18 protein-coding genes and 3 pseudogenes are annotated in these 18049 nt (G+C 65.6%); 5 read left to right on the top strand and 16 right to left on the bottom strand.

Annotated features, from left to right (window positions below):
- Positions 1 to 59 precede the first annotated feature (59 nt).
- From BN9444_RS08025 to BN9444_RS08015, 3 genes are read left to right on the top strand one after another with little or no spacing between them, the layout of a single operon-like run.
- On the top strand, positions 60 to 941 hold the full coding sequence (locus BN9444_RS08025) for an ABC transporter substrate-binding protein (protein ID WP_068801740.1): 882 nt from the start codon (positions 60 to 62) through the stop codon (positions 939 to 941).
- On the top strand, positions 934 to 1857 hold the full coding sequence (locus BN9444_RS08020) for an amino acid ABC transporter permease (protein ID WP_068801739.1): 924 nt from the start codon (positions 934 to 936) through the stop codon (positions 1855 to 1857). The genes BN9444_RS08025 and BN9444_RS08020 overlap by 8 nt, the downstream gene beginning before the upstream one ends.
- Positions 1858 to 2622: an amino acid ABC transporter ATP-binding protein gene (locus BN9444_RS08015; RefSeq protein WP_066484552.1), complete on the top strand. Its 765-nt coding sequence runs from the start codon at positions 1858 to 1860 to the stop codon at positions 2620 to 2622. It begins immediately after the preceding gene.
- 317 nt (positions 2623 to 2939) lie between these two features.
- On the opposite strand, the gene BN9444_RS08010 is transcribed toward BN9444_RS08015, so the two are convergent.
- From BN9444_RS08010 to BN9444_RS07975, 9 genes and pseudogenes are all read right to left on the bottom strand, one after another.
- Positions 2940 to 3680: a sulfite exporter TauE/SafE family protein gene (locus BN9444_RS08010; protein ID WP_068801738.1), complete on the bottom strand. Its 741-nt coding sequence runs from the start codon at positions 3678 to 3680 to the stop codon at positions 2940 to 2942.
- A complete protein-coding gene (coaD, locus tag BN9444_RS08005) occupies positions 3680 to 4153 on the bottom strand; it encodes a pantetheine-phosphate adenylyltransferase (RefSeq protein WP_066484558.1) in 474 nt (157 codons plus the stop codon). The genes BN9444_RS08010 and coaD overlap by 1 nt, the downstream gene beginning before the upstream one ends.
- Positions 4146 to 4727: a 16S rRNA (guanine(966)-N(2))-methyltransferase RsmD gene (gene rsmD / locus BN9444_RS08000; RefSeq protein WP_066484562.1), complete on the bottom strand. Its 582-nt coding sequence runs from the start codon at positions 4725 to 4727 to the stop codon at positions 4146 to 4148. Before rsmD ends, coaD begins: the two co-directional genes overlap by 8 nt.
- A complete protein-coding gene (locus tag BN9444_RS07995) occupies positions 4724 to 4951 on the bottom strand; it encodes an acyl-CoA carboxylase biotin carboxyl carrier protein subunit (protein WP_066484565.1) in 228 nt (75 codons plus the stop codon). The genes rsmD and BN9444_RS07995 overlap by 4 nt, the downstream gene beginning before the upstream one ends.
- A gap of 27 nt (positions 4952 to 4978) precedes the next feature.
- A pseudogene (locus BN9444_RS07990) lies at positions 4979 to 6972 on the bottom strand (ATP-dependent DNA helicase RecG).
- 4 nt (positions 6973 to 6976) lie between these two features.
- Positions 6977 to 7561: a hypothetical protein gene (locus tag BN9444_RS07985; RefSeq protein WP_068801737.1), complete on the bottom strand. Its 585-nt coding sequence runs from the start codon at positions 7559 to 7561 to the stop codon at positions 6977 to 6979.
- Between the two features lie 8 nt (positions 7562 to 7569).
- Positions 7570 to 7764: pseudogene (locus BN9444_RS15565) on the bottom strand (DAK2 domain-containing protein); the annotation flags it as partial.
- Positions 7765 to 7775: 11 nt separating this feature from the next.
- Positions 7776 to 8378 carry a uracil-DNA glycosylase gene (locus tag BN9444_RS07980; protein ID WP_066484584.1) on the bottom strand — a complete coding sequence of 201 codons (603 nt, stop codon included), beginning with the start codon at positions 8376 to 8378 and terminating at the stop codon, positions 7776 to 7778.
- Positions 8378 to 9261: pseudogene (locus BN9444_RS07975) on the bottom strand (AIR synthase related protein). Before BN9444_RS07975 ends, BN9444_RS07980 begins: the two are co-directional and overlap by 1 nt.
- A gap of 5 nt (positions 9262 to 9266) precedes the next feature.
- Between BN9444_RS07975 and BN9444_RS07970 the strand changes: the two are divergent.
- Complete coding sequence (locus BN9444_RS07970; protein ID WP_068801736.1) at positions 9267 to 10172, top strand: DUF3515 domain-containing protein; 906 nt, start codon at positions 9267 to 9269, stop codon at positions 10170 to 10172.
- Here the strand turns inward: BN9444_RS07970 and BN9444_RS07965 are convergent.
- The 6 genes from BN9444_RS07965 to BN9444_RS07940 form a co-directional block, all read right to left on the bottom strand.
- Positions 10169 to 10762: a response regulator transcription factor gene (locus tag BN9444_RS07965; RefSeq protein WP_068801735.1), complete on the bottom strand. Its 594-nt coding sequence runs from the start codon at positions 10760 to 10762 to the stop codon at positions 10169 to 10171. The two genes, BN9444_RS07970 and BN9444_RS07965, sit on opposite strands and share 4 nt — an antisense overlap.
- On the bottom strand, positions 10755 to 11858 hold the full coding sequence (locus tag BN9444_RS07960; RefSeq protein ID WP_199872859.1) for a sensor histidine kinase: 1104 nt from the start codon (positions 11856 to 11858) through the stop codon (positions 10755 to 10757). The genes BN9444_RS07965 and BN9444_RS07960 overlap by 8 nt, the downstream gene beginning before the upstream one ends.
- An 11-nt stretch (positions 11859 to 11869) precedes the next feature.
- Positions 11870 to 12628 carry an ABC transporter permease gene (locus BN9444_RS07955; protein ID WP_066510380.1) on the bottom strand — a complete coding sequence of 253 codons (759 nt, stop codon included), beginning with the start codon at positions 12626 to 12628 and terminating at the stop codon, positions 11870 to 11872.
- Positions 12629 to 13519: an ABC transporter ATP-binding protein gene (locus tag BN9444_RS07950; protein WP_420888720.1), complete on the bottom strand. Its 891-nt coding sequence runs from the start codon at positions 13517 to 13519 to the stop codon at positions 12629 to 12631.
- Positions 13520 to 13582: 63 nt separating this feature from the next.
- A complete protein-coding gene (locus BN9444_RS07945) occupies positions 13583 to 14662 on the bottom strand; it encodes a D-alanine--D-alanine ligase family protein (protein ID WP_066484610.1) in 1080 nt (359 codons plus the stop codon).
- An 11-nt stretch (positions 14663 to 14673) separates the two neighbouring features.
- Positions 14674 to 15672 carry an NAD(P)H-dependent glycerol-3-phosphate dehydrogenase gene (locus tag BN9444_RS07940; RefSeq protein ID WP_066484614.1) on the bottom strand — a complete coding sequence of 333 codons (999 nt, stop codon included), beginning with the start codon at positions 15670 to 15672 and terminating at the stop codon, positions 14674 to 14676.
- Positions 15673 to 15817: 145 nt separating this feature from the next.
- Here BN9444_RS07940 and BN9444_RS07935 point away from each other — a divergent pair, with 145 nt between their 5' ends.
- The gene (locus tag BN9444_RS07935) at positions 15818 to 16816 is read left to right on the top strand and encodes an NUDIX hydrolase (RefSeq protein WP_066484618.1); all 999 of its coding nucleotides are present in this window, start codon (positions 15818 to 15820) and stop codon (positions 16814 to 16816) included.
- Here the strand turns inward: BN9444_RS07935 and BN9444_RS07930 are convergent.
- A complete protein-coding gene (locus BN9444_RS07930) occupies positions 16813 to 18000 on the bottom strand; it encodes an MFS transporter (RefSeq protein ID WP_066484621.1) in 1188 nt (395 codons plus the stop codon). The genes BN9444_RS07935 and BN9444_RS07930 overlap by 4 nt on opposite strands.
- Positions 18001 to 18049 lie beyond the last annotated feature (49 nt).

The raw sequence follows: 18049 nt of genomic DNA, 5'->3' as shown, positions 1-18049 counted from the left end.
CACCGCAATTCATTCATTGCGGCCGGATTCCACTTTGAGCTTCGACAAGGGCTGCACATATGAAACACACGCTTCCGCTGGCCGCGGTTCTGCTGAGCGCTTTCGCGCTGACAGGCTGCGTGACCAACGTCGAGCCCGCCGTCCCCGACGGCTGGCAGCAGATCGACGTCAAGGCGGTCCCCGAGATCGCCGCGATGGTCTCCGACTCTGACGGCATCCTGTCCGTCGGCACCAACCCGCCCTTCGCGCCTTTCCAATTCAAGGACTCCGAGGGCAACATCGTGGGCTTCGAGATGGATCTCGCCCGCGCCGTGGCCCAAACCATGGGCCTCGAATTCAAGCCGGTGCAGCAGGACTTCTCCATGATCCTGCCGGCCATTTCCTCCGGGCAGACCGATATGGGCGGCTCCGGTTTTACGGACAACGAGGAACGCCGTAAGAACTACGACTTCATCGACCACCTCTACGCCGGCATCCAGTGGGTCCAACGCCCGGATAATCCGGTCGATCCCAACAATGCCTGCGGCTTGACCGTCGCTGTGCAGCGCACGACGGTCTCCGAAACCGACGACGTTCGCCCGAAGAGCGAGGAATGCCTCGCGCAAGGCAAGGACGAAATCACCATCCTGTCCTACGACACGGCCGACAACGCGGCGCTCGCCGTGCTCACCGGCCGCGCCGACGCCCTGTCTGCCGACTCCCCTGTCGCCGCCTGGGCTGTCAACCGTGCGGACGGCAAGATGGAGACCACCGGCGAAATTTTCGATGCCGCCCCCTACGGCTTCGCAGTTCCCAAGGACTCCTCGCTCGGCCCCGCCGCCGCAGCGGCTCTCCAACATCTCATCGACACCGGCGTCTACGCCGAGATTCTCCACCAATGGGGCATCGACGAAGGACTCGTCGAGCACGCCATGATTAACGAAAGGCCGATCAATGCCTAATTCAGCTCCTGAAAAGATCGAGGCGCGCCCGCTGCGCCATCCGTGGCGCGTGTGCTTCGCCGTCCTCCTCGTCGTCCTCGCCGCGTGGTTTATCATCGACGCTGCCCGCAACGAGGCCTACGGTTGGGGCACGTACTTCCAGTACCTCTTCGACACGCGCATCGCAGTGGCCTCGCTGCACACTATCGTCATTACCTTGCTGGCGATGATCATCGGCGTCGTCGGCGGCGTGCTCCTCGCCGTCCTGCGTCTCTCGCCCAACCCGGTTTTAAGCGCCGTCGCCTGGGTCTTCCTGTGGATCTTCCGGGGCACCCCAGTCTACGTCCAGCTCGTCTTCTGGGGCCTGCTCTCCGCGCTCTACCAGTCCATTAACCTGGGCTTCGCCGAGATTTCCCTCGAGGGCGTGCTGACCAACGCCTTTGTACTCGCCGTCCTCGGCCTCGGTCTTAACGAGGCCGCGTACATGTCCGAAATCGTCCGCTCTGGCATCTCCTCCGTCCCCGAGGGCCAGAAGGAAGCCTCCAAGGCCCTCGGCATGGGCTGGGCCATGACCATGCGCCGTACCGTCCTCCCCCAGGCCATGCGCATCATCATCCCGCCGACCGGCAACGAGTTCATCTCTCTGCTCAAGACATCATCTCTCGTTGTCGCCATCCCTTACACTCACGAAATCTTTGGCCGCGCCACGGATATCTCGGCCGCTCTTTTCGAGCCCATCCCGCTCCTCCTCGTCGCCGCGACCTGGTACCTGGTCATCACGTCCATCCTCATGGTTGGCCAGCACTACCTCGAGCGCTACTTCGAGCGCGGCGCCACCCGCGAGCTCACTGCCCGCCAGCTGGCCTCCCTCGCCGACGCCGAAGGCACCATCCCCCGCAATATCTCCGTCATCCCCGACACCCAGGAGGGCAAGTAAATGACTACTCCCATGATTGAGGCGGTTAACGTCCACAAGGCCTTCGGCCAGCTCGAGGTCTTGAAGGGCATCGATCTCACCGTCCAGCCCGGCGAAGTTGCCGTCCTCCTCGGCCCCTCCGGCTCCGGCAAGTCCACTTTCCTGCGCTGCTGCAACCACCTGGAGAAGGTCACCGCTGGCCGCCTCTACATCGACGGCGAGATCATCGGCTACAAGGAGCGCGACGGCGTCCTCTACGAGATCTCGGAGAAGGAAGCCGCCCGCCAGCGCCAGGACATCGGCATGGTCTTCCAGTCCTTCAACCTCTTTAGCCACCGCACGGTCCTCGAGAACATCATCGAGGCTCCCGTCCAGGTCAAAAAGCAGCCTGCCGATGCCGCCACAAAGCGCGCCATGGAGCTCCTCGACCAAGTAGGCCTCGCCCACAAGGCGGATGCCTACCCCGTCCAGCTCTCCGGCGGCCAGCAGCAGCGCGTGGCTATTGCCCGCGCCGTCGCCATGGATCCGAAGCTCATGCTCTTCGACGAGCCGACTTCTGCCCTCGATCCCGAGCTCGTGGGCGAAGTCCTGCGTGTCATGAAGGACCTCGCCGCCGGCGGCATGACCATGCTCGTTGTCACTCACGAGATGGGCTTTGCCCGCGAGGTCGCCGATACCGTCTACTTCATGGACGGCGGCCGCGTCCTCGAGCACGGAACTCCGGAACAGGTCTTCGACCACCCGCAGCACGATCGCACGAAGTCTTTCCTGTCCTCCCTGCTGTAAAGTTATCGCCGCCGCGACCCCGTTCGCGCAGCTTGTGCCCCAGTATCTTTTGGGTTCCACAAAAATGTGCAGTCCTCCGCTTGCCGGAGGACTGCGTTCGTTTGAGTGTATGGTGCACGACCATTATGGGGAAGCTGGCCAGCCTGTTGGCCCGGGGCTCGACATCGCAGACGAGGTACGCGGCTTGACCGAGTCGGAGAAACTTACGATTGCGTGCCACTATCACAACGCCGTCAACGAGATGGATGGTCGCGGGGTCTTAGAGCGGCGTGGGTGGAAGAAGAAAGGCAACTGCTCGAGGAGGAATTCGCGAACAGCTAGAGCTGACCCACACCACGGAACATCGCCACGGCGGCACCCGCTGCGGCCACGGCGAGCGAGAGCATGTGCGCCTTGTCGCGCGGAATGCGCCCAGCCAGGCGCGTGCCGATGGCGATGCCCAGAATCATGCCCAGGATGCCCGCCGGCCATACGAGCCACGAGGCGTGTGAGAGCGATCCCGCACCCGTGACGAGTTTTGCCGTCACAGAGATGGCGCCGCCGACCATGAAGATGGGCTGAAGCGTCGCCGTGTACATGGAGTGCTCCCAGCGCGCCGCCTGCGCGTAGACCGTGATGACGGGGCCCGCGATGCCCGCGAGCGTATTCGTAAAGCCGCCCAGCACGCCGGCCGAAAGCATGGGACCCAGGCCGTGCAGGTGCGGCACATACTTCTTGCCAAAGGTCACCACGCCGAGCGCGATGAGCAGCGCCGCGCCCGCGATGACGAGCAACGGTGCGGTATCGATGGAGCGAATGAGGAACGCCGCCGGGATGGAGCCAAAGACCATGACGGAGGCAATGGCACCGGACTTGCGCCAGTCCACGCGTTCGCGCGCGGTGTAGGTGAGCATCGCCGCGTTGATACACGCCAACACGTTAATGACCATGATGCCGTGCACCGGACCGAGCAAGAGCATGAGCAGCGGCCCGCCCACGAGTCCCATACCCATGCCAGACACGCGCTGAAGACAGGAGCCGAGGAAGATAGAGACAAAAACACCCAGAGCGACGAGCATTACGCGAATTTTTCCACGACTGCTCGATGGACGGGCTCTGGGAAGAGCCCGGTGACGTCGCCGCCGAACTGCGCGACCTGCTTGGCCAGCGAGGACGAGATGTAGCCGTACTTCTCATCCGTGAGCAAGAAAGTGGTCTCTACGCCGGTGAGACGACGGTTCATCTGCGCCATGGGCAGCTCGTACTCGTAGTCGAGCGAGGAACGCAGCCCCTTTACGATCGTGTCGATGTGGTGCTCCGAGGTGTAGTCCACGAGCAAGCCCGACCAGAAATCGACCTTGATATTCTCCGGCACGACCTCGCGGATAAGCGCGACGCGCTCCTCTACCGTGAACAGCCCTGACGGCTTATCCGGGTTACCTGTCACGAGCACTGTCACCTCATCGAAGAGGTGGCTCGCGCGGGTGAAAATGTCCAGGTGCCCCATCGTCATCGGGTCAAAGGACCCCGGGCACACGGCCTTCTTAGTCATTGCTCGCCTCCAGTTCGCTTCGGTCGAAAATCGCCATATCCATGCGCGCGATACCAAACGTGCGCTTCTTCAACTTCTGGCCCGTCTCCGTAAACCCGGCAGGCCAGACCGTCGGCGCCGAGTCCACGGGCCGCTCGATGACCACGATGGCGCGGTCCTCAAGCACCGGCTCAATGGCGGCCACGAGCCCGTCCACGTCATCAAACGCATAGGGCGGGTCCGCGAGCACCATGTCGAAGTACCCGCGCGGCGCCGTCGCCAAATACGTGCCCACCTTCATTTCCTTGAGCGTCACGCCTGGATGCTTGACCACCCCGATGTTATGGCGGATGACGCGGGCGGCAGCGGAAGACTGCTCGACGAGCACGACCTCGTCGGCACCGCGGCTGGCGGCCTCGAGTCCCAACGCGCCGGAGCCCGCAAAGAGGTCGAGCACGCGCGATCCCTCAAAGCCCCAGCGCATGGTGAGCGAAGAAAACAGGCCCTCGCGCGCACGGTCCGAGGTCGGCCGGGTGCCTTCCTCGGGCACCTTGAGCCGGCGTCCGCGCGCTTCGCCTGCGATAATGCGCGTCATGCCGCACCTGCTTCCAATGCCCCCACGACGGCCAGAACGTCTCCCCCATGGACGTCATCAAAGTCCGCGTGTGCCAAGGACGTGACGACGCCGGGCCCAGGCGTAGCGACGGGAGACTCAAGCTTCGTGGCCTCGACCGTGGCGATGACCTGCCCGGCCTCGACGGCTTGGCCCGCGGCGACGTGGTAGCGCACGATACCAGCAAAAGGCGCGCAAATATTCATGCGTAACACCTTAGCGCACGGCTTCCGCTAGGACTTGTCGAGATACGCTTGCTCGTCCTCCGTGAGCTCCGCAACGAGTTCTCGCGCAAGCTGCTCGTTGCGCGCCACGAGCCCGGTGGCGTCGAAGCTGGCCCGCGAGATGGTCTCGCCGTCGGTAAGCAGGTTGAGCAACCGCAGCGTGCGGTGCTCGCCGGACTGCAGCGTGCCCAGGATGTCGCCCTCCTTGCGGTTGGCGAGGTCGAGCTCGGCCAAGTCGAAGCCGGAGCTCGTCTGAGCAATGGCGTTCACGCGCTGGAACGACGCCGACCCGGGCGCGGCGAGCGTGTGGAAGAGACACAGCGAGGCGTTGCCGCCACGGCCCACACGGCCGCGTAGCTGGTGGAGCTGGGAGACACCGAAGTTCTCGGACTCGCGGATGAGCATGATGGTCGCATTCGGCACGTCGACGCCGACCTCGATGACGGTCGTGGCCACGAGCACGTCGTACTCGCCGCGCGCGAAGGCGGCCATAACCTCGTCTTTATCGGACATCTTGCCGTGGAGCATCGCCAAGCGCAGCCCACGCAGCGGCCCGAATTCAAGTTCCTCCATGAGCTTTTTAACGCCGCCGGCCTCCTCGATGCGCGGCGCCACGATATACGCCTGGTGGCCCTTGGCGACTTCCTCGCGGATGCGCGCCCAACCGCGCGCGACCCACGCCTCGTTGGACTCCGGCACGACGAAGGACTGGATGGGCTTGCGTCCGCCGGGCAGCTCGCGCAGCGTCGAGACGGACAGGTCGCCAAAGACCGTCATGGCGATCGTGCGCGGAATGGGCGTCGCCGTCATCACGAGCATGTGCGGATACTGCTGTGCCTTGCCGCGCAGCGTGTCGCGCTGCTCGACGCCGAAACGGTGCTGCTCGTCGACGACCACGAGACCCAGGTCGTAGAACTCCACGGTGTCCTGGATGATCGCGTGCGTTCCGATCACGATGTCGGCCTCGCCGCTGACGATATCGAGCAACGCCTGGCGCTTGGCCGCCGTCTTCATCGAGCCGGTAAGCAGCACGACGTTGACCCCCGCCGGAGCCTGCGCGAAAATCGACGCGAAATGCTGCGCGGCCAGGACCTCCGTGGGCGCGAGCAGCGCGGACTGGTATCCGCAGTCCGCGGCCTGAAGCATCGCAAGCAGCGCGACCATCGTCTTACCCGAGCCGACCTCGCCCTGGAGCAGGCGTTGCATGGGGAAGACTTGCGAGATATCGTGCGAGATTTCGCCGAGCACGTCGCGCTGCCCCTGGGTGAGCTCGAACGGCAGCGAGGACAGCAGCGCCGCGCGCAGGCCGTCCNCTCGTTGTACTTCAAGCGGTGGATGGCCATATACGGGCCCTCGAAGGGCGGCTCGTGGACCTGGCGCAGCGCCTGGTCATAGCTCAGCGGCACCTCGTAGTCGAGGGGCTCCGGGATCTCCGGCAGCGACTCGAGCACCTGGTGAATGGCACCGAGCAGGAACCACGAGCTCACCTTGTCCGTCGCCGGGTAGATGGGAATCCACGGCCGGTCCGCGAGCAGCTCGGCGAGCGAGCCGAACATCGCCAGCTCCCGAAACTCCTTCGTCCCCTGGGCCTTCTTCGCATCCTTGCCCAGCAGCATGAACTTGGGGTTCTGCAACTGCGGCGTATGCCGGAAAAATTTCAGCTTGCCGGCGATGATCACGCGCGCGCCCGGCCGCAGCACGCGGAAGACCCACATTTGGCCGAAGAACGCGGCCTGGAAGCCGTTGTCGAGCGCCACGTTGATAACCCGCTTGCCCGTGCGCGTCTCGGACTGAGTGACGTTGACGACGGACGCGGTGACGGTGACGTACTCGCCCTCGATGGCCCCGCCGGCCCCGACATCCGTCGAGCCGCGCAGGTATGTGCGCGGATAGTGCGCGAGCAGGTCGCCACACGTGGAAAACTTAAAGGACTTCCGCAGGGTTTTTACGGCCTCCGCAGGCAAGACGTCTGCCAACGGCCGGTCGTCACGCCACCCCAACATGTGCCTACTCCACTCCGATTTCCGTTTCGATCCCCGGGGCCGTGAGCGCCATGACTTCCACCCCGAGCTTCGATGTTAGCGCCGTCGCGTCCACGGCGCGCGCGGAGAGGATCGTCACCTGTTCCCCGCCCTCGGCGAGCAGACGGCGCGTCGCCACGACGAGCGCATCAAAGGTCACCGCCGCCGGGCGCACGACCCGCATGGACCGCGCCGCATCGCGCATGGTCGACACCACGGCATCGGTGTCCGCGTTCGTGGGATCGTAGACCGACAGCGCCGCGATGCCCGCGACGTAGGAATCTGTGGGCACGACGCGCGCTTCCCCGGCGTCGCCCTTCGAGCCGTTGACCAGGAAGATATCGCCGGGGTTCGCCTCGACGGCGCGGCCGGGTTCAACGACCTCTGCGCCCGCGCCCGCGAAGAGCTCGGCCAAGGGACCGGCCGGAGCCGCAGCCCACACCGTGCGCCCCACGCTTTCCGATGCCCCCTCCGGCACGCCCGGCAGCGCCTCCAGGCGCAGGTTCGACACGGCGCCGCGCGCAAACGCGAGTTCGACGAGCGGTCCGGCCTCGGTCGTATGAATGTGCACGCGGGCNCGGCGACGTCACCGCCACGGTCGGCCTGCGCGAGCGCAGCCTCCATGGTGTGCGCCATATTGGAGCCGGTGTCAGCGTCCGGGACCGGAAACACGTTGAGTGCGTTGATATCGGCGCGGTGCCGGGCGAGCTCCGCCACGGCGCGCTGCGCCCAGTGGTAGAGGCCGTCCGCGTCTAAGGATTCCGGTTGAGACATAGTCACGTATCTTACAAGCGCCAGTCCACGGGGGCGGCACCTTGGTCCGCCAGAAGTTGATTCGCACGGGAGAACGGCCGTGAGCCGAAAAAGCCCCGGCGCGCGGACAGCGGCGACGGGTGCGGCGACTCGATGCGCGGGACATCCGGGATAAACCGCGCGCAGGCTTGGGCGTCTTTGCCCCAGAGGATGGCGACCATGGGCTTCCGGTTGAGCGAGCGGATGGCGGCCTCGGTCACGGCCTCCCAGCCCTGGCGACGGTGCGCGCCCGCCTGACCCGGCGCGGTGGTGAGCACGCGGTTGAGCAGCAGGACGCCTTGCTCGGTCCACTTCGTCAGATCCCCGTCGTGCGGCGCGTCGATGCCGAGGTCGTCGTAGAGTTCCTTATAGATGTTGACGAGCGAGCGCGGGGGTTTCACGCCTGCTGCGGTGGAGAATGCCAGACCCATGGCGTGGCCGGGCGTGGGATACGGGTCCTGGCCGACGATGAGCACCTTGACGTCGGGCTGCGGCATGTCGAAGGCGCGGTAGACGTCAGCTGCGGGCGGCAGGAACTCGCCGTCGATGTGGGGGCGCGGGACGTCGTGAAGGATATTTTCCCAGGTGGGGTGCATTAGAAGGAGGCCCAGCCTTTCGTATAGGGGGACGGTCGGCCGTCGACGGTCACACTCTCGCCGCGCACGACCTCGCCGATGACGCGAAAGCCGCTGGGGGCCGGCTTGGCCGTCGTGGCGAGCAGCGTGTGATCCTCGCCGCCGGCGTGGACCCACTCGAGCGGGTCGCGGCCCAGCAGCGCGCCGGCCTGAACGAGCAGAGGATCCGGCTTGATGGCGTCGGCGAAGAGGTCGATGCTTACCCCGGAGCGCGCGGCGATGGTGCTGAGGTCCGGGATGAGGCCATCCGAGTTATCGGTCATCGCCGTCACCCCGGTGGCGCGGGCGACTTGGCCGCGGCCGGGGGTAATCCACGGCGCGCAGTGGGCGTCGATGAGCGGCCAGAGCTCGGAATGCTCTTCGGGCAGCGCACGGCCGAAGCGCTCGAGCAGCGCGAGGCCGGCAGCGGACCAACCAATCTTGCCGTGCGCGACGACCTGTTGGCCGGGGCGCGCGCGGTCGAGCGTGAGCGCCTGGCGGTNGCGATGCCGCGCGCGATGCCTTGGACGATGGAAATGGGCGTGTCGGCAGGCGCGGCAAGGCCGAGGAGGGCTGCGGCCGGACGCGCGCCCATGGCCTCGATGTCTGCGAAGTTCTGGACAATGGCCTTGTGGCCCACTTCTTCCGGCGTGGACCAGTCGAGCCGGAAGTGGCGTCCCTCGACGAGGAGGTCCGTGGTCGCCACCGTGCGACGGTTGGGAACGGGCGTGTGGAGGACTGCCGCGTCATCGCCATTGATGGAGCTTGGTGCTACCGAGGTGATCGCCTCGATGACCCGCTTTTCACCAATTTCCGCCAGCGTCGGGGTGAGTTTCACGCGTTCTTCTTTCGTCTCTAGACTCATGGGGTATGACCCCACTATTTAACCGCACCGCCATCTACGTTTCTCTTGCACTCGCGCTGGCGCTGATCTTTGGAGTCATCTTTGGCTCGAAGTATGTCTTCGAGAATATCGAACGCGCCCCCGTCGCCATGTCGCCAGTCGACTCGCCCGAGTCTGGCTCCGCGGAGTGCGCCGCCCTTATCGACGCGCTGCCCGAGAAGTTCATGGGGCACCCGCGCGCGAGCGTCGCCGACCCCGTGCCCGAGGGCGTGGCTGCATGGTCCACGAACTCCGGCGAGGCGGTGACGCTGCGCTGCGGCGTGCCCATGCCTTATCAGTACACCCCGTACGCGCACACCACTGACGTGGATGGCACGACGTGGCTCAAGGTCCGCGACATGACGCCGGGCTCGAACCTCACCTCGTGGTACACGGCGGACCGCTCCCCCGTCGTCGCCGTGACGACCTTCGACGACCAGGAGCCCACGGGGCTTGACCTCGGCGCGCTCACCGGTGATGCCCCGGAACGCTTCCCCGCGGCCCTCGCCTCGCTGAAGACTGGCCCCGGCGAATGCGCCGCCTTCCTCAAGGCCGCCCCGCGCGAGCTCGGCGACTACACGCGCCTCGACCAGCTGCCCGAGGGCACCGCGAAGAACACGCTTGTCTGGACCGCGGACGGCCGCGAGCCCATCGAGCTACGCTGCGGCGTCGAGGACGCCCCCGGCTACCAGGCTGGCGCGCAGCTCCAGCAGGTCAACGACGTGCCGTGGTTCGAGGACACGACGCTGGCCGGCGGCACGACCGCCTCAACGTGGTTCGCGTTGGGCCGCGACGTCAACGTGGCGTTGTCCGTGCCGCAGGACGTCGCCGCAGATGCCTTGGTGGACATGAGCGACGCGTTGACAAAGTCCACGAAGCAGGTCGCGAACTAAATCCAGCCGCGCTCGCGGGCGACGGTATAAGCCTCGAAGCGGTTCTGCGCGCCCGTCTTTGCCATCGCCGAGGAAAGGTAGTTGCGCGTCGTGCCCGCCGCCAAACAAACCTGCGCGGCGATATCCGCGACGGAGGCACCCGTTCCCGCGGCCTCGAGGACACGCGCCTCGCTGTCGGTGAGCGGTGACTCGCCTGCCGAGATTGCCAGCGCCGCGACTTCCGGGTCGAGGAAGCGCTTTCCCTGCGCCACCGTCCGAATAGCCAAGCCGAACTGCTCGGCCGAGGACGTCTTGGGCACGAAACCCAGCACGTTGGCTGCGAGCGCCCGCTTGAGCGCCTGCGGGCGTGGGTGGGAAGTGACGATGAGGACGGCGGCATCGGAAAGTTGGGAAGCCGTGTCGATGCCGTCAAGCCCCGGCATCTGCAAGTCGAGGACCGCCACATCGATGGGGTGCACCGCGCACCAATCGATGAGCTCGCGACCCGAGCAGGCGGTGCGAACGACCTCGATGTCGTCTTCGAGCCCGAGCAGCGTGGCCAGGGATTGCGCGACGAGCGCTTCGTCGTCCGCAATGGCGACCTTAATCATGGAACCTCATTTCGACCGTGAAGGTCTCGTTAGCGTGATAGGTGTGGATATCCGTGCCGCGGCGGCGCAGGGCGGCCAGCCCGGCTTCTTCGCCAGCCTCCCCGTGGGCACCATCGTTGCGCAGGCTGATGGCGTTGGGCTGTACTTCGATGTCAACGTACGTGGCTCGGGCGTGCTTGAGCACGTTTGTCGCGGCCTCGCGCACGAACCATCCGGCGCGCTCGCGGTGCTGCGGCGGGACGTCTGCGATCTCGCCAGTAACCGCGACGCGAATGTCAGCGGCCTCGAGCAGTTGGCGGGCACCTGCTAGCTCCGTGTCGAGCGAGGCACGGCGGTAGCCATCGACGACGGCGCGCATATCCGTCATGGAGACTTTGGTGAGGCGCTGGATTTCTTCCAGCTCCTCGTCGAGACGTGGGTCGCCGCGGCGGACGAGTGCACGGGCCAGCTCCGCTTTGATAGACAGCGCGGCGAGGTTCTGCCCCAGCGTGTCATGCAGCTCCTGGGCAAACCGCAAGCGCTCGTCGCTGACCTTGAGCGCGGCTTCGAGGTGCCGGGCGCGCTCCGAGGTCTTGAGGCTGCCCACGTACCACAGGGTAAGCACGGCGGAGGCGTAGCACAGCGCGGGCAGAATCAACAGAGGCGCCGCGAGGGCAGAGCCCAGGAACAGCCACATAATGACGGTGAGCACCACGGCGTGGAGCCACGCCGCCGGAAAGCGCGGCAGCGAAGAACCGGCAATAATCGAGGCAACAATCACGGCCGTGCCCGCGGCGGCCTGCGCCCACTCCGCTGGGCCGACCGTGACCACGGCAAGGCAACCTGCGACGATCCCTAGGCCGCCGTAGTAATTAAGATGTAGCCACGCGTCGACCGGGCGGCGTGGAGCAAGGTTGTATTCGGGCAGGCGCTCAATGACGACGGTGGCGGTGGCCGCGGTGCAGACCAACGCGGCGACTGCTCCCGCACCGGGGAGCGTGGTGAGGCTTCCCCAGTTCCTGGCACCGACTACCACGAGCACAGCATTGATCATGTGCAGCCCCAAACGGGACCACCACACAAAGCGCGGCGCTCCCGGGGCTGGTAAGAAGTTCACGTCTGGATACTTTAGCGGTGGGAGTCCCAGCGCATGCAGGAATAGGCCCAGTACCCCAGGGCGAGGGTCCACACCAGCAGAATGAGCACGCCCTGGACTACCCCCATGCCGACCGGCTCCGTAGTCCAGGAGGACAGCGAGAAGTCGGAAATCACGGCGAACGGCGTGTAGTCAACAAGTTCACGGAGGCGCTCAGGCATCATCTCGCGAATGCCGGACTGGGAGAGCATCGCCATGGCCATAACCGGCAGTGAGGTCACCTGTGCGGACTCAACGCTGCGGGTGTAGATGGAGGTGACGAAAGCGAATGCGGTCGAGAGCGCAAGTCCAAAGCCAACGGCAAGCACCAGCCGCAAGACATCGGTAGGCGTGCCACCAGCGAGTCCGCTGAGCACTACTGATACGACCAGGGTGCTCACGATGGTAATCAGCGCGCCGGGCACGGCGACGGCGGAGAGAATCTCGGCATCGGTGGCCTCGCCGGTGCGCAGGCGCTTGAGCACGCCCTCATCGCGCCGGGCCGTGATGGCGGAGAGCACCGAGTAGAACTGCACGAACATGAGCGCGGCCAGGACAAAAATCTCGGAGGCGAACCCGGCCGCCAACCGCGGCTCAATTCCGGTTTGGCTGTCATAAATGCCGTACATGATAAGCGCCATGGATGGGGGCATGAACAGGGCCATGACCATGAGCGTGGGATTGCGAAGGAACAGCGTGGATTCTGCGCGGGACAAGGCGACGGCACGGCGGGGCGAGATGAGGGTGGTCATTTACTTCACTCCTTCGGCGATAGAGAGGAAGACGTCTTCCAAGGTGGCGGGGCGGGCAGCAAAATGCGTGTAGGTCACGCCATTGTCCTGTGCCCAGGCAAGGATCCCGTGGGTATCGGTCACCAGGTTGTTCGTGTGGACGATGACGCGGTCCCCTTCGTAGATCGCTTGGCTGGCGTGGGTCTCCGGCACGAGGGCCGGCTCGAGGACGATTTCAGACGCGCGCGTCTCGACGAGCTCCGCGAGCGTGCCCTCGAGCTCGATGCGGCCCCGGTGCAAGATGCACAGGCGGTCGCAGAGGTACTCGGCCTCCTCGAGGTAGTGCGTGGTGAGAACCATCGTCACGCCGGATTCCTTGAGCTCACGCAGCAGGCGCCAGACGTTGCGGCGCGACTCTGGGTCAAGACCTGTGGTCGGCTCGTCGAGGAAGATAAGCTCAGACCCGCCGAGCAGGGCGCACGCGAGATCCAGGCGGCGCTGCTCGCCGCCGGAGAGCGCCCCGACCTTCGTGTCGGCCTTATGGAGGAGGTCAACCTGGTCCAAGACGGCATCGGCAGGCTGGGGGTTGGAGCAGGTGCCCGCCCATAGCTTCATGGTCTCGCGGACCGTGAGCCCGCTGGGCAGGCCGCCACGCTGAAGCATGATGCCCATGCGCGGGCGTAGTGTGGCGCGGTCGCGACGCGGGTCGCCGCCGAGGACCTCGACGGTGCCAGCAGAAGGGGCAGCTAGCCCTTCGAGAACCTCGAGCGTCGAGGTCTTGCCCGCGCCGTTGGTGCCAAGCAGTCCGTAGCACTCACCCGGTGCGACGGAAAAGTTTATGCTGTCTACTGCCGTGAATTTCTTATAAGTACGCGAAAGCCCGTGGACGTCGATGATGTTCATGCTGACTATCATCGCCGCGCGCGGGCAAGCTCAACAGAGCGTTACGTCATCACTTCGAGATGACAAATGTCATCACGCGTGCGCAAGCGCCGTTTGCACGAGGGTGTGCAGCAGCGTCGGGTAATCCACGTCCACCGCGGCGAAGACCTGCGGGTACATGGAAATCGGGGTAAAGCCCGGCATGGTGTTGATCTCGTTGAGCACCGGACCGTCCTCCGTAACGAAGAAGTCGACGCGGGACAGGCCCTTGCAGTCGCAGGCGCGGAAGGTCGCGACGGCGAGCTCCTGGAGCTGCTGGATGATCGCAGGCTCAAAGTCAGCGGGAATCTGCGCGGAGACCACGTCGTCGAGGTACTTTGTCTCAAAACCGTAGAAGCCCTCGTCCGAGTCCTCGATGCCGTTGAGCTTCGCCGGCACGGACGCGCGCAGGGAGCCGTCCGGGTATTCGAGAACACCCACCTCGACCTCGGAGCCGACGATTTCGGCCTCGACGATGACCTTGGGGTCGCCCTGCGTGTCGTTGTCGTAGGCGAGTTGCACGGCGGCGGGCAGCTCGGACCAGTCCGAGACCTTGGAGATGCCGATGGACGAGCCGCCGCGCGCGGGCTTGACGAAGACCGGCAGGCCGAGGGTGGCTTTCTCGGCCTCGGTAAGCTCGGAGCGGCCGCGACGCAGGATGACCTCGGGGGTGGCGGGCAGGCCCTCGGCGACGGCGAGCTTCTTCGTGAACTCCTTGTCCATGCCGGCCGCGGAGGCGAGCACGCCCGGGCCGACATAGGGCAGGCCGGTGAGCTCAAGCAGGCCCTGGACGGTGCCGTCCTCGCCGTAGGGGCCGTGGAGAACCGGGAAGACGACGTCGACGGTGGCATAGAGCTCGCCGGTCGTCACGTTGTGGATCTGGCCGCGCGTCGCCGGGTTGAGCGAGAGCGTAAGCTCATCGCCCATGACGACCTCGGGCAGCGTCTCGCCCTCAATCTTCAGGCCCTCGCGCGAACCCGGGGTCCACGCGCCGGAACGGGTGATGCCCACCGGCACGACGTCGTAGAGCTCCGGATCCAGGTTCGCCATGATGGCGCCGGCAGAGACGCAGGAGATGGAGTGTTCGGTGCTGCGGCCGCCATAGACAACGGCGACGCGGGTCTTATTCGTCATGGGGTGGAATCTTACTCCGGCTTCGTGGTGCGACCCATGAGGGCCACGACCATGTCGGATACGGGCACGCCGCGGTGGCACACGCCATAGACCGCCTGCGTGATGGGCATCTCCACGCCGACGGCCTGCGCCAGCCGGAAAATGGACTCGGACGAGGTCACGCCTTCCGCGACCTGGCCGTTGGTCGCGGCCTTGGCTTCCTCCAGCGTGCCGCCCTGGCCCAGGCGGAAGCCGAAGGTGCGGTTACGCGACAGCTCCGAGGAGCACGTCGCGACCAGGTCGCCCAGGCCCGCGAGTCCCGCGAAGGTGCGCGGGTCCGCGCCGAGTTGGACGCCCAGGCGCGTGATTTCCGCCAGGCCTCGCGTAATAAGCGTCGCCAGCGTATTGGTGCCTAGCCCCCGGCCGGTGGCCATACCGCACGCCAGCGCGATAACGTTCTTACACGCGCCGCCCACCTCCGCGCCCACGACGTCCGTATTCGTATACGGGCGCAGGTACCACGTCGCGATGGCCTCCTGCACGGCTTTCGCGCGCTCCTCGTCCGTGCACGCGATGACGGTCGCGGCGGGTTGCTCCTGCGCGATTTCCTTCGCCAGGTTCGGCCCGGACAAGACGGCCACCCGGCTTGTCCGTGCACCCGTCGCGTCCACGATGACTTCGCTCATCCTTTTCAGGGTCGCGGTTTCCACGCCCTTGGAGATGGACACGAGTGTCGCATCCTCCGGCAGGAGCGGGGCCCACGCCTCAAGGTTGGGACGCAGGGACTGAGAGGGAATGCCAAAGACTACGACGTCGGCGGCGCTGAGCGCCGCGGCGGCATCGGTAAGCGGGGTCACGCCGGCCGGAAGCTCTACGTCCGGCAGGTAGTCCGCGTTGCGGCGGGTGGTCGCGATGGTCTCCGCGAGCTCGGGGCGGCGAACCCACAGGCGCACCTCATTGCCGGCGTCAGCGAAGACCTTCGCCAGCGTGGTGCCCCAGGAACCGGCGCCCATGACCGCGACGTTGACCATTGTTTCCCCTCTCATTGTACGTACGTTGCCCTCATATCCTAGGACACGTGGGCGGGGCAGTTCTGCGTGCGCGCCGGGCGTGAGTAAAAATAGAAGGCGTTAGACGCTAAAAGATTTACCCAACCCTAGTGGAGGAGCAACGGGCATGGTCTCTGAAAAGAAGATGCACGAAGACGACAAGGACCTGGCCTCGGAGATGCTCATCACTGGCCGCTACCAGGCCGTTCCCCGCGACCCCGCCGCCGAGTTCAAGCGCACGACACTCGCCGCCGGCGCGGTGCTCTGGCGCGGCGAGCGCGACAACGCGGAAGTCGCCGTCATTCACCGCCCGCACTACGACGACTGGTCCCTGGCCAAGGGCAAGGTCGACCCGGGCGAGTCCCTCACCGCCACCGCCGCGCGCGAAATCTGGGAAGAAACCGGCTATGAAGTCAAGCTGGGCAAGCTCATCGGCAAGGTGACCTACCCGGTGCAGGGCCGTACGAAGGTCGTCTACTACTGGATGGGCCAAGTAATCGGCGGCGAGTTCGAAAAGAACGACGAGGTCGACGAGATCCGCTGGCTCTCCTTCAAGGAAGCCCGCGAGCTGCTCACCTACGAGGTGGACACGCAGGTGCTCGACAAGGCGGAGAAGCGTTTGAAGCACGCGCCGACCACGCGCATCCTCTACGTGCGCCACGCTCGCGCCCACGAGCGCAGCAAGTGGCACGGCGACGATAACTTGCGCCCGTTGGATAAGAAAGGCCGCCGCCAGGCCGAGATGCTCGTGCCCATGCTGCTGCCCTACCACCCCACCGCCATCTACTCCGCGAAGCCCGACCGTTGCGAGCAGACCGCCGCACCACTCGCGGCCGAGCTTAACCTGCCTATCCACCGCGACGTGCTCCTCGGCGACGAGGCCTGGCTCGACGATAAGAAGGCCGCGTTCAAGGCCTTCGAGAAGATCATCGACCGCGGCGGTGTCTCCGTGGTCGTAAGCCAGGGCGAGACCATCCCCGCGGTCATCCGCAAGCTCAACCCTAAGTTCATGCAGGACGCCCTCGACGACCTCAAGGCGAAGAAGGCCTCCGTGTGGGTGCTCTCCTTCAACGAGGGCGAGCTCACGGGCGCTGACTACCTGCCGAGTCCGCTGCCGGTGCGTTAACGAGTCTCGCTGCGCGCCACCGCCGAGTTGAACAAGAAGGTGGTGGCAAAGCCCAGCACCGCGAGCCCCGCGCAGGCCCAGAAGCCGGCAAGGAAGGACCACGCGCTCGTGATGTACCCGAGCGGGGTGTTCCACACACCGCTGAGCGTGGTCACCGTCGTCGACTGGATGGTGGTCACGCGGCCGAAGGCGTGTTCGTCGATAAGCTCGACGAGCTTGGCGTAGATGACTGCGCCCGCCGCCGGCGCGAAGAGCACCGCGATGCCCAGCGGGACGACGACGGCGAGCGAATCATGCACGAGCGCCGCACACGCCAACGCCGCGGCGAGGAAGCCCGTGTTGACGAGCATGAGGGTGCGGAAAGCTAAGGTCCGCTGAATAAAGCGCGTGGCCAGCGCGCCGAGGATGCCGATGACACCGATGGCCGAGCGCGCGATGCCGATGACCACGCCGGTGAATCCGGCATTTTCAAGCGACACGACGGCTAAGAAGAGTGCGCCGCTGAGCGCCGCGTTGGCGAAGACCTGCATGGTAATGAGCGATCGCAGCACGGGGCTTGCGCCCACGATGGCAAAACCTTTCGCGGTCGCGGCAAAGAAATTCTCCGTGGCGCGCGACTCGGGGTTAAGGTCGGCGCGGATGAAGAGGAAGCACGCTCCCGCGACGAGGCAGCCCGTGCCCGCCGCCGCGAATGGCACCCACTCCCCAACGTCGATGAGCACGCCGCCGAGGAGAGGGCCAATGAGCCCAGCGAATTGCATACGAGCTTGGATGAAGCCCTGCGCCGCAGCAATATCCTCCTCGGCGACAAGCTGTGGCAGAGACGGATCCGCGCAGGCCTGGCCGATGGAATAGCAGAACATGAAGGCGCACAGCAGCGTGCCAAAAAGCCCGACGCTAAAATTCCCCGGCAGCGCCGTCCACGCGAGTCCGAATGCGAGAAAGCCGGCGAGGAGATTCGAGCCAATGATGACCGGCTTGCGCGCGTACTTATCGGCGATCGTCCCGCCCACGATGGCGCCCGCCATCGACGCGATGCCGGAGGCCGTGCTCACGATGCCCGTGGCCACCATGTCCTGCGTGTGCCGAAACACGACAAGCGGGACCGCGAGTCCGGCCGCAACGCCGGTGATTTGGGCGAGGACATCGGAAAGCCAGTAGAGGCGGAAATCGAGAGTTTTCAAAAATAATTCCTTTCCTAAGAAAGCGGAATTCACAGACCCAAATTTGGGC

This window comes from Corynebacterium phoceense (assembly GCF_900092335.1).
In the GTDB taxonomy this organism is placed as follows: domain Bacteria; phylum Actinomycetota; class Actinomycetes; order Mycobacteriales; family Mycobacteriaceae; genus Corynebacterium; species Corynebacterium phoceense.
This window is presented reverse-complemented; position numbering and strand designations above follow the sequence as displayed.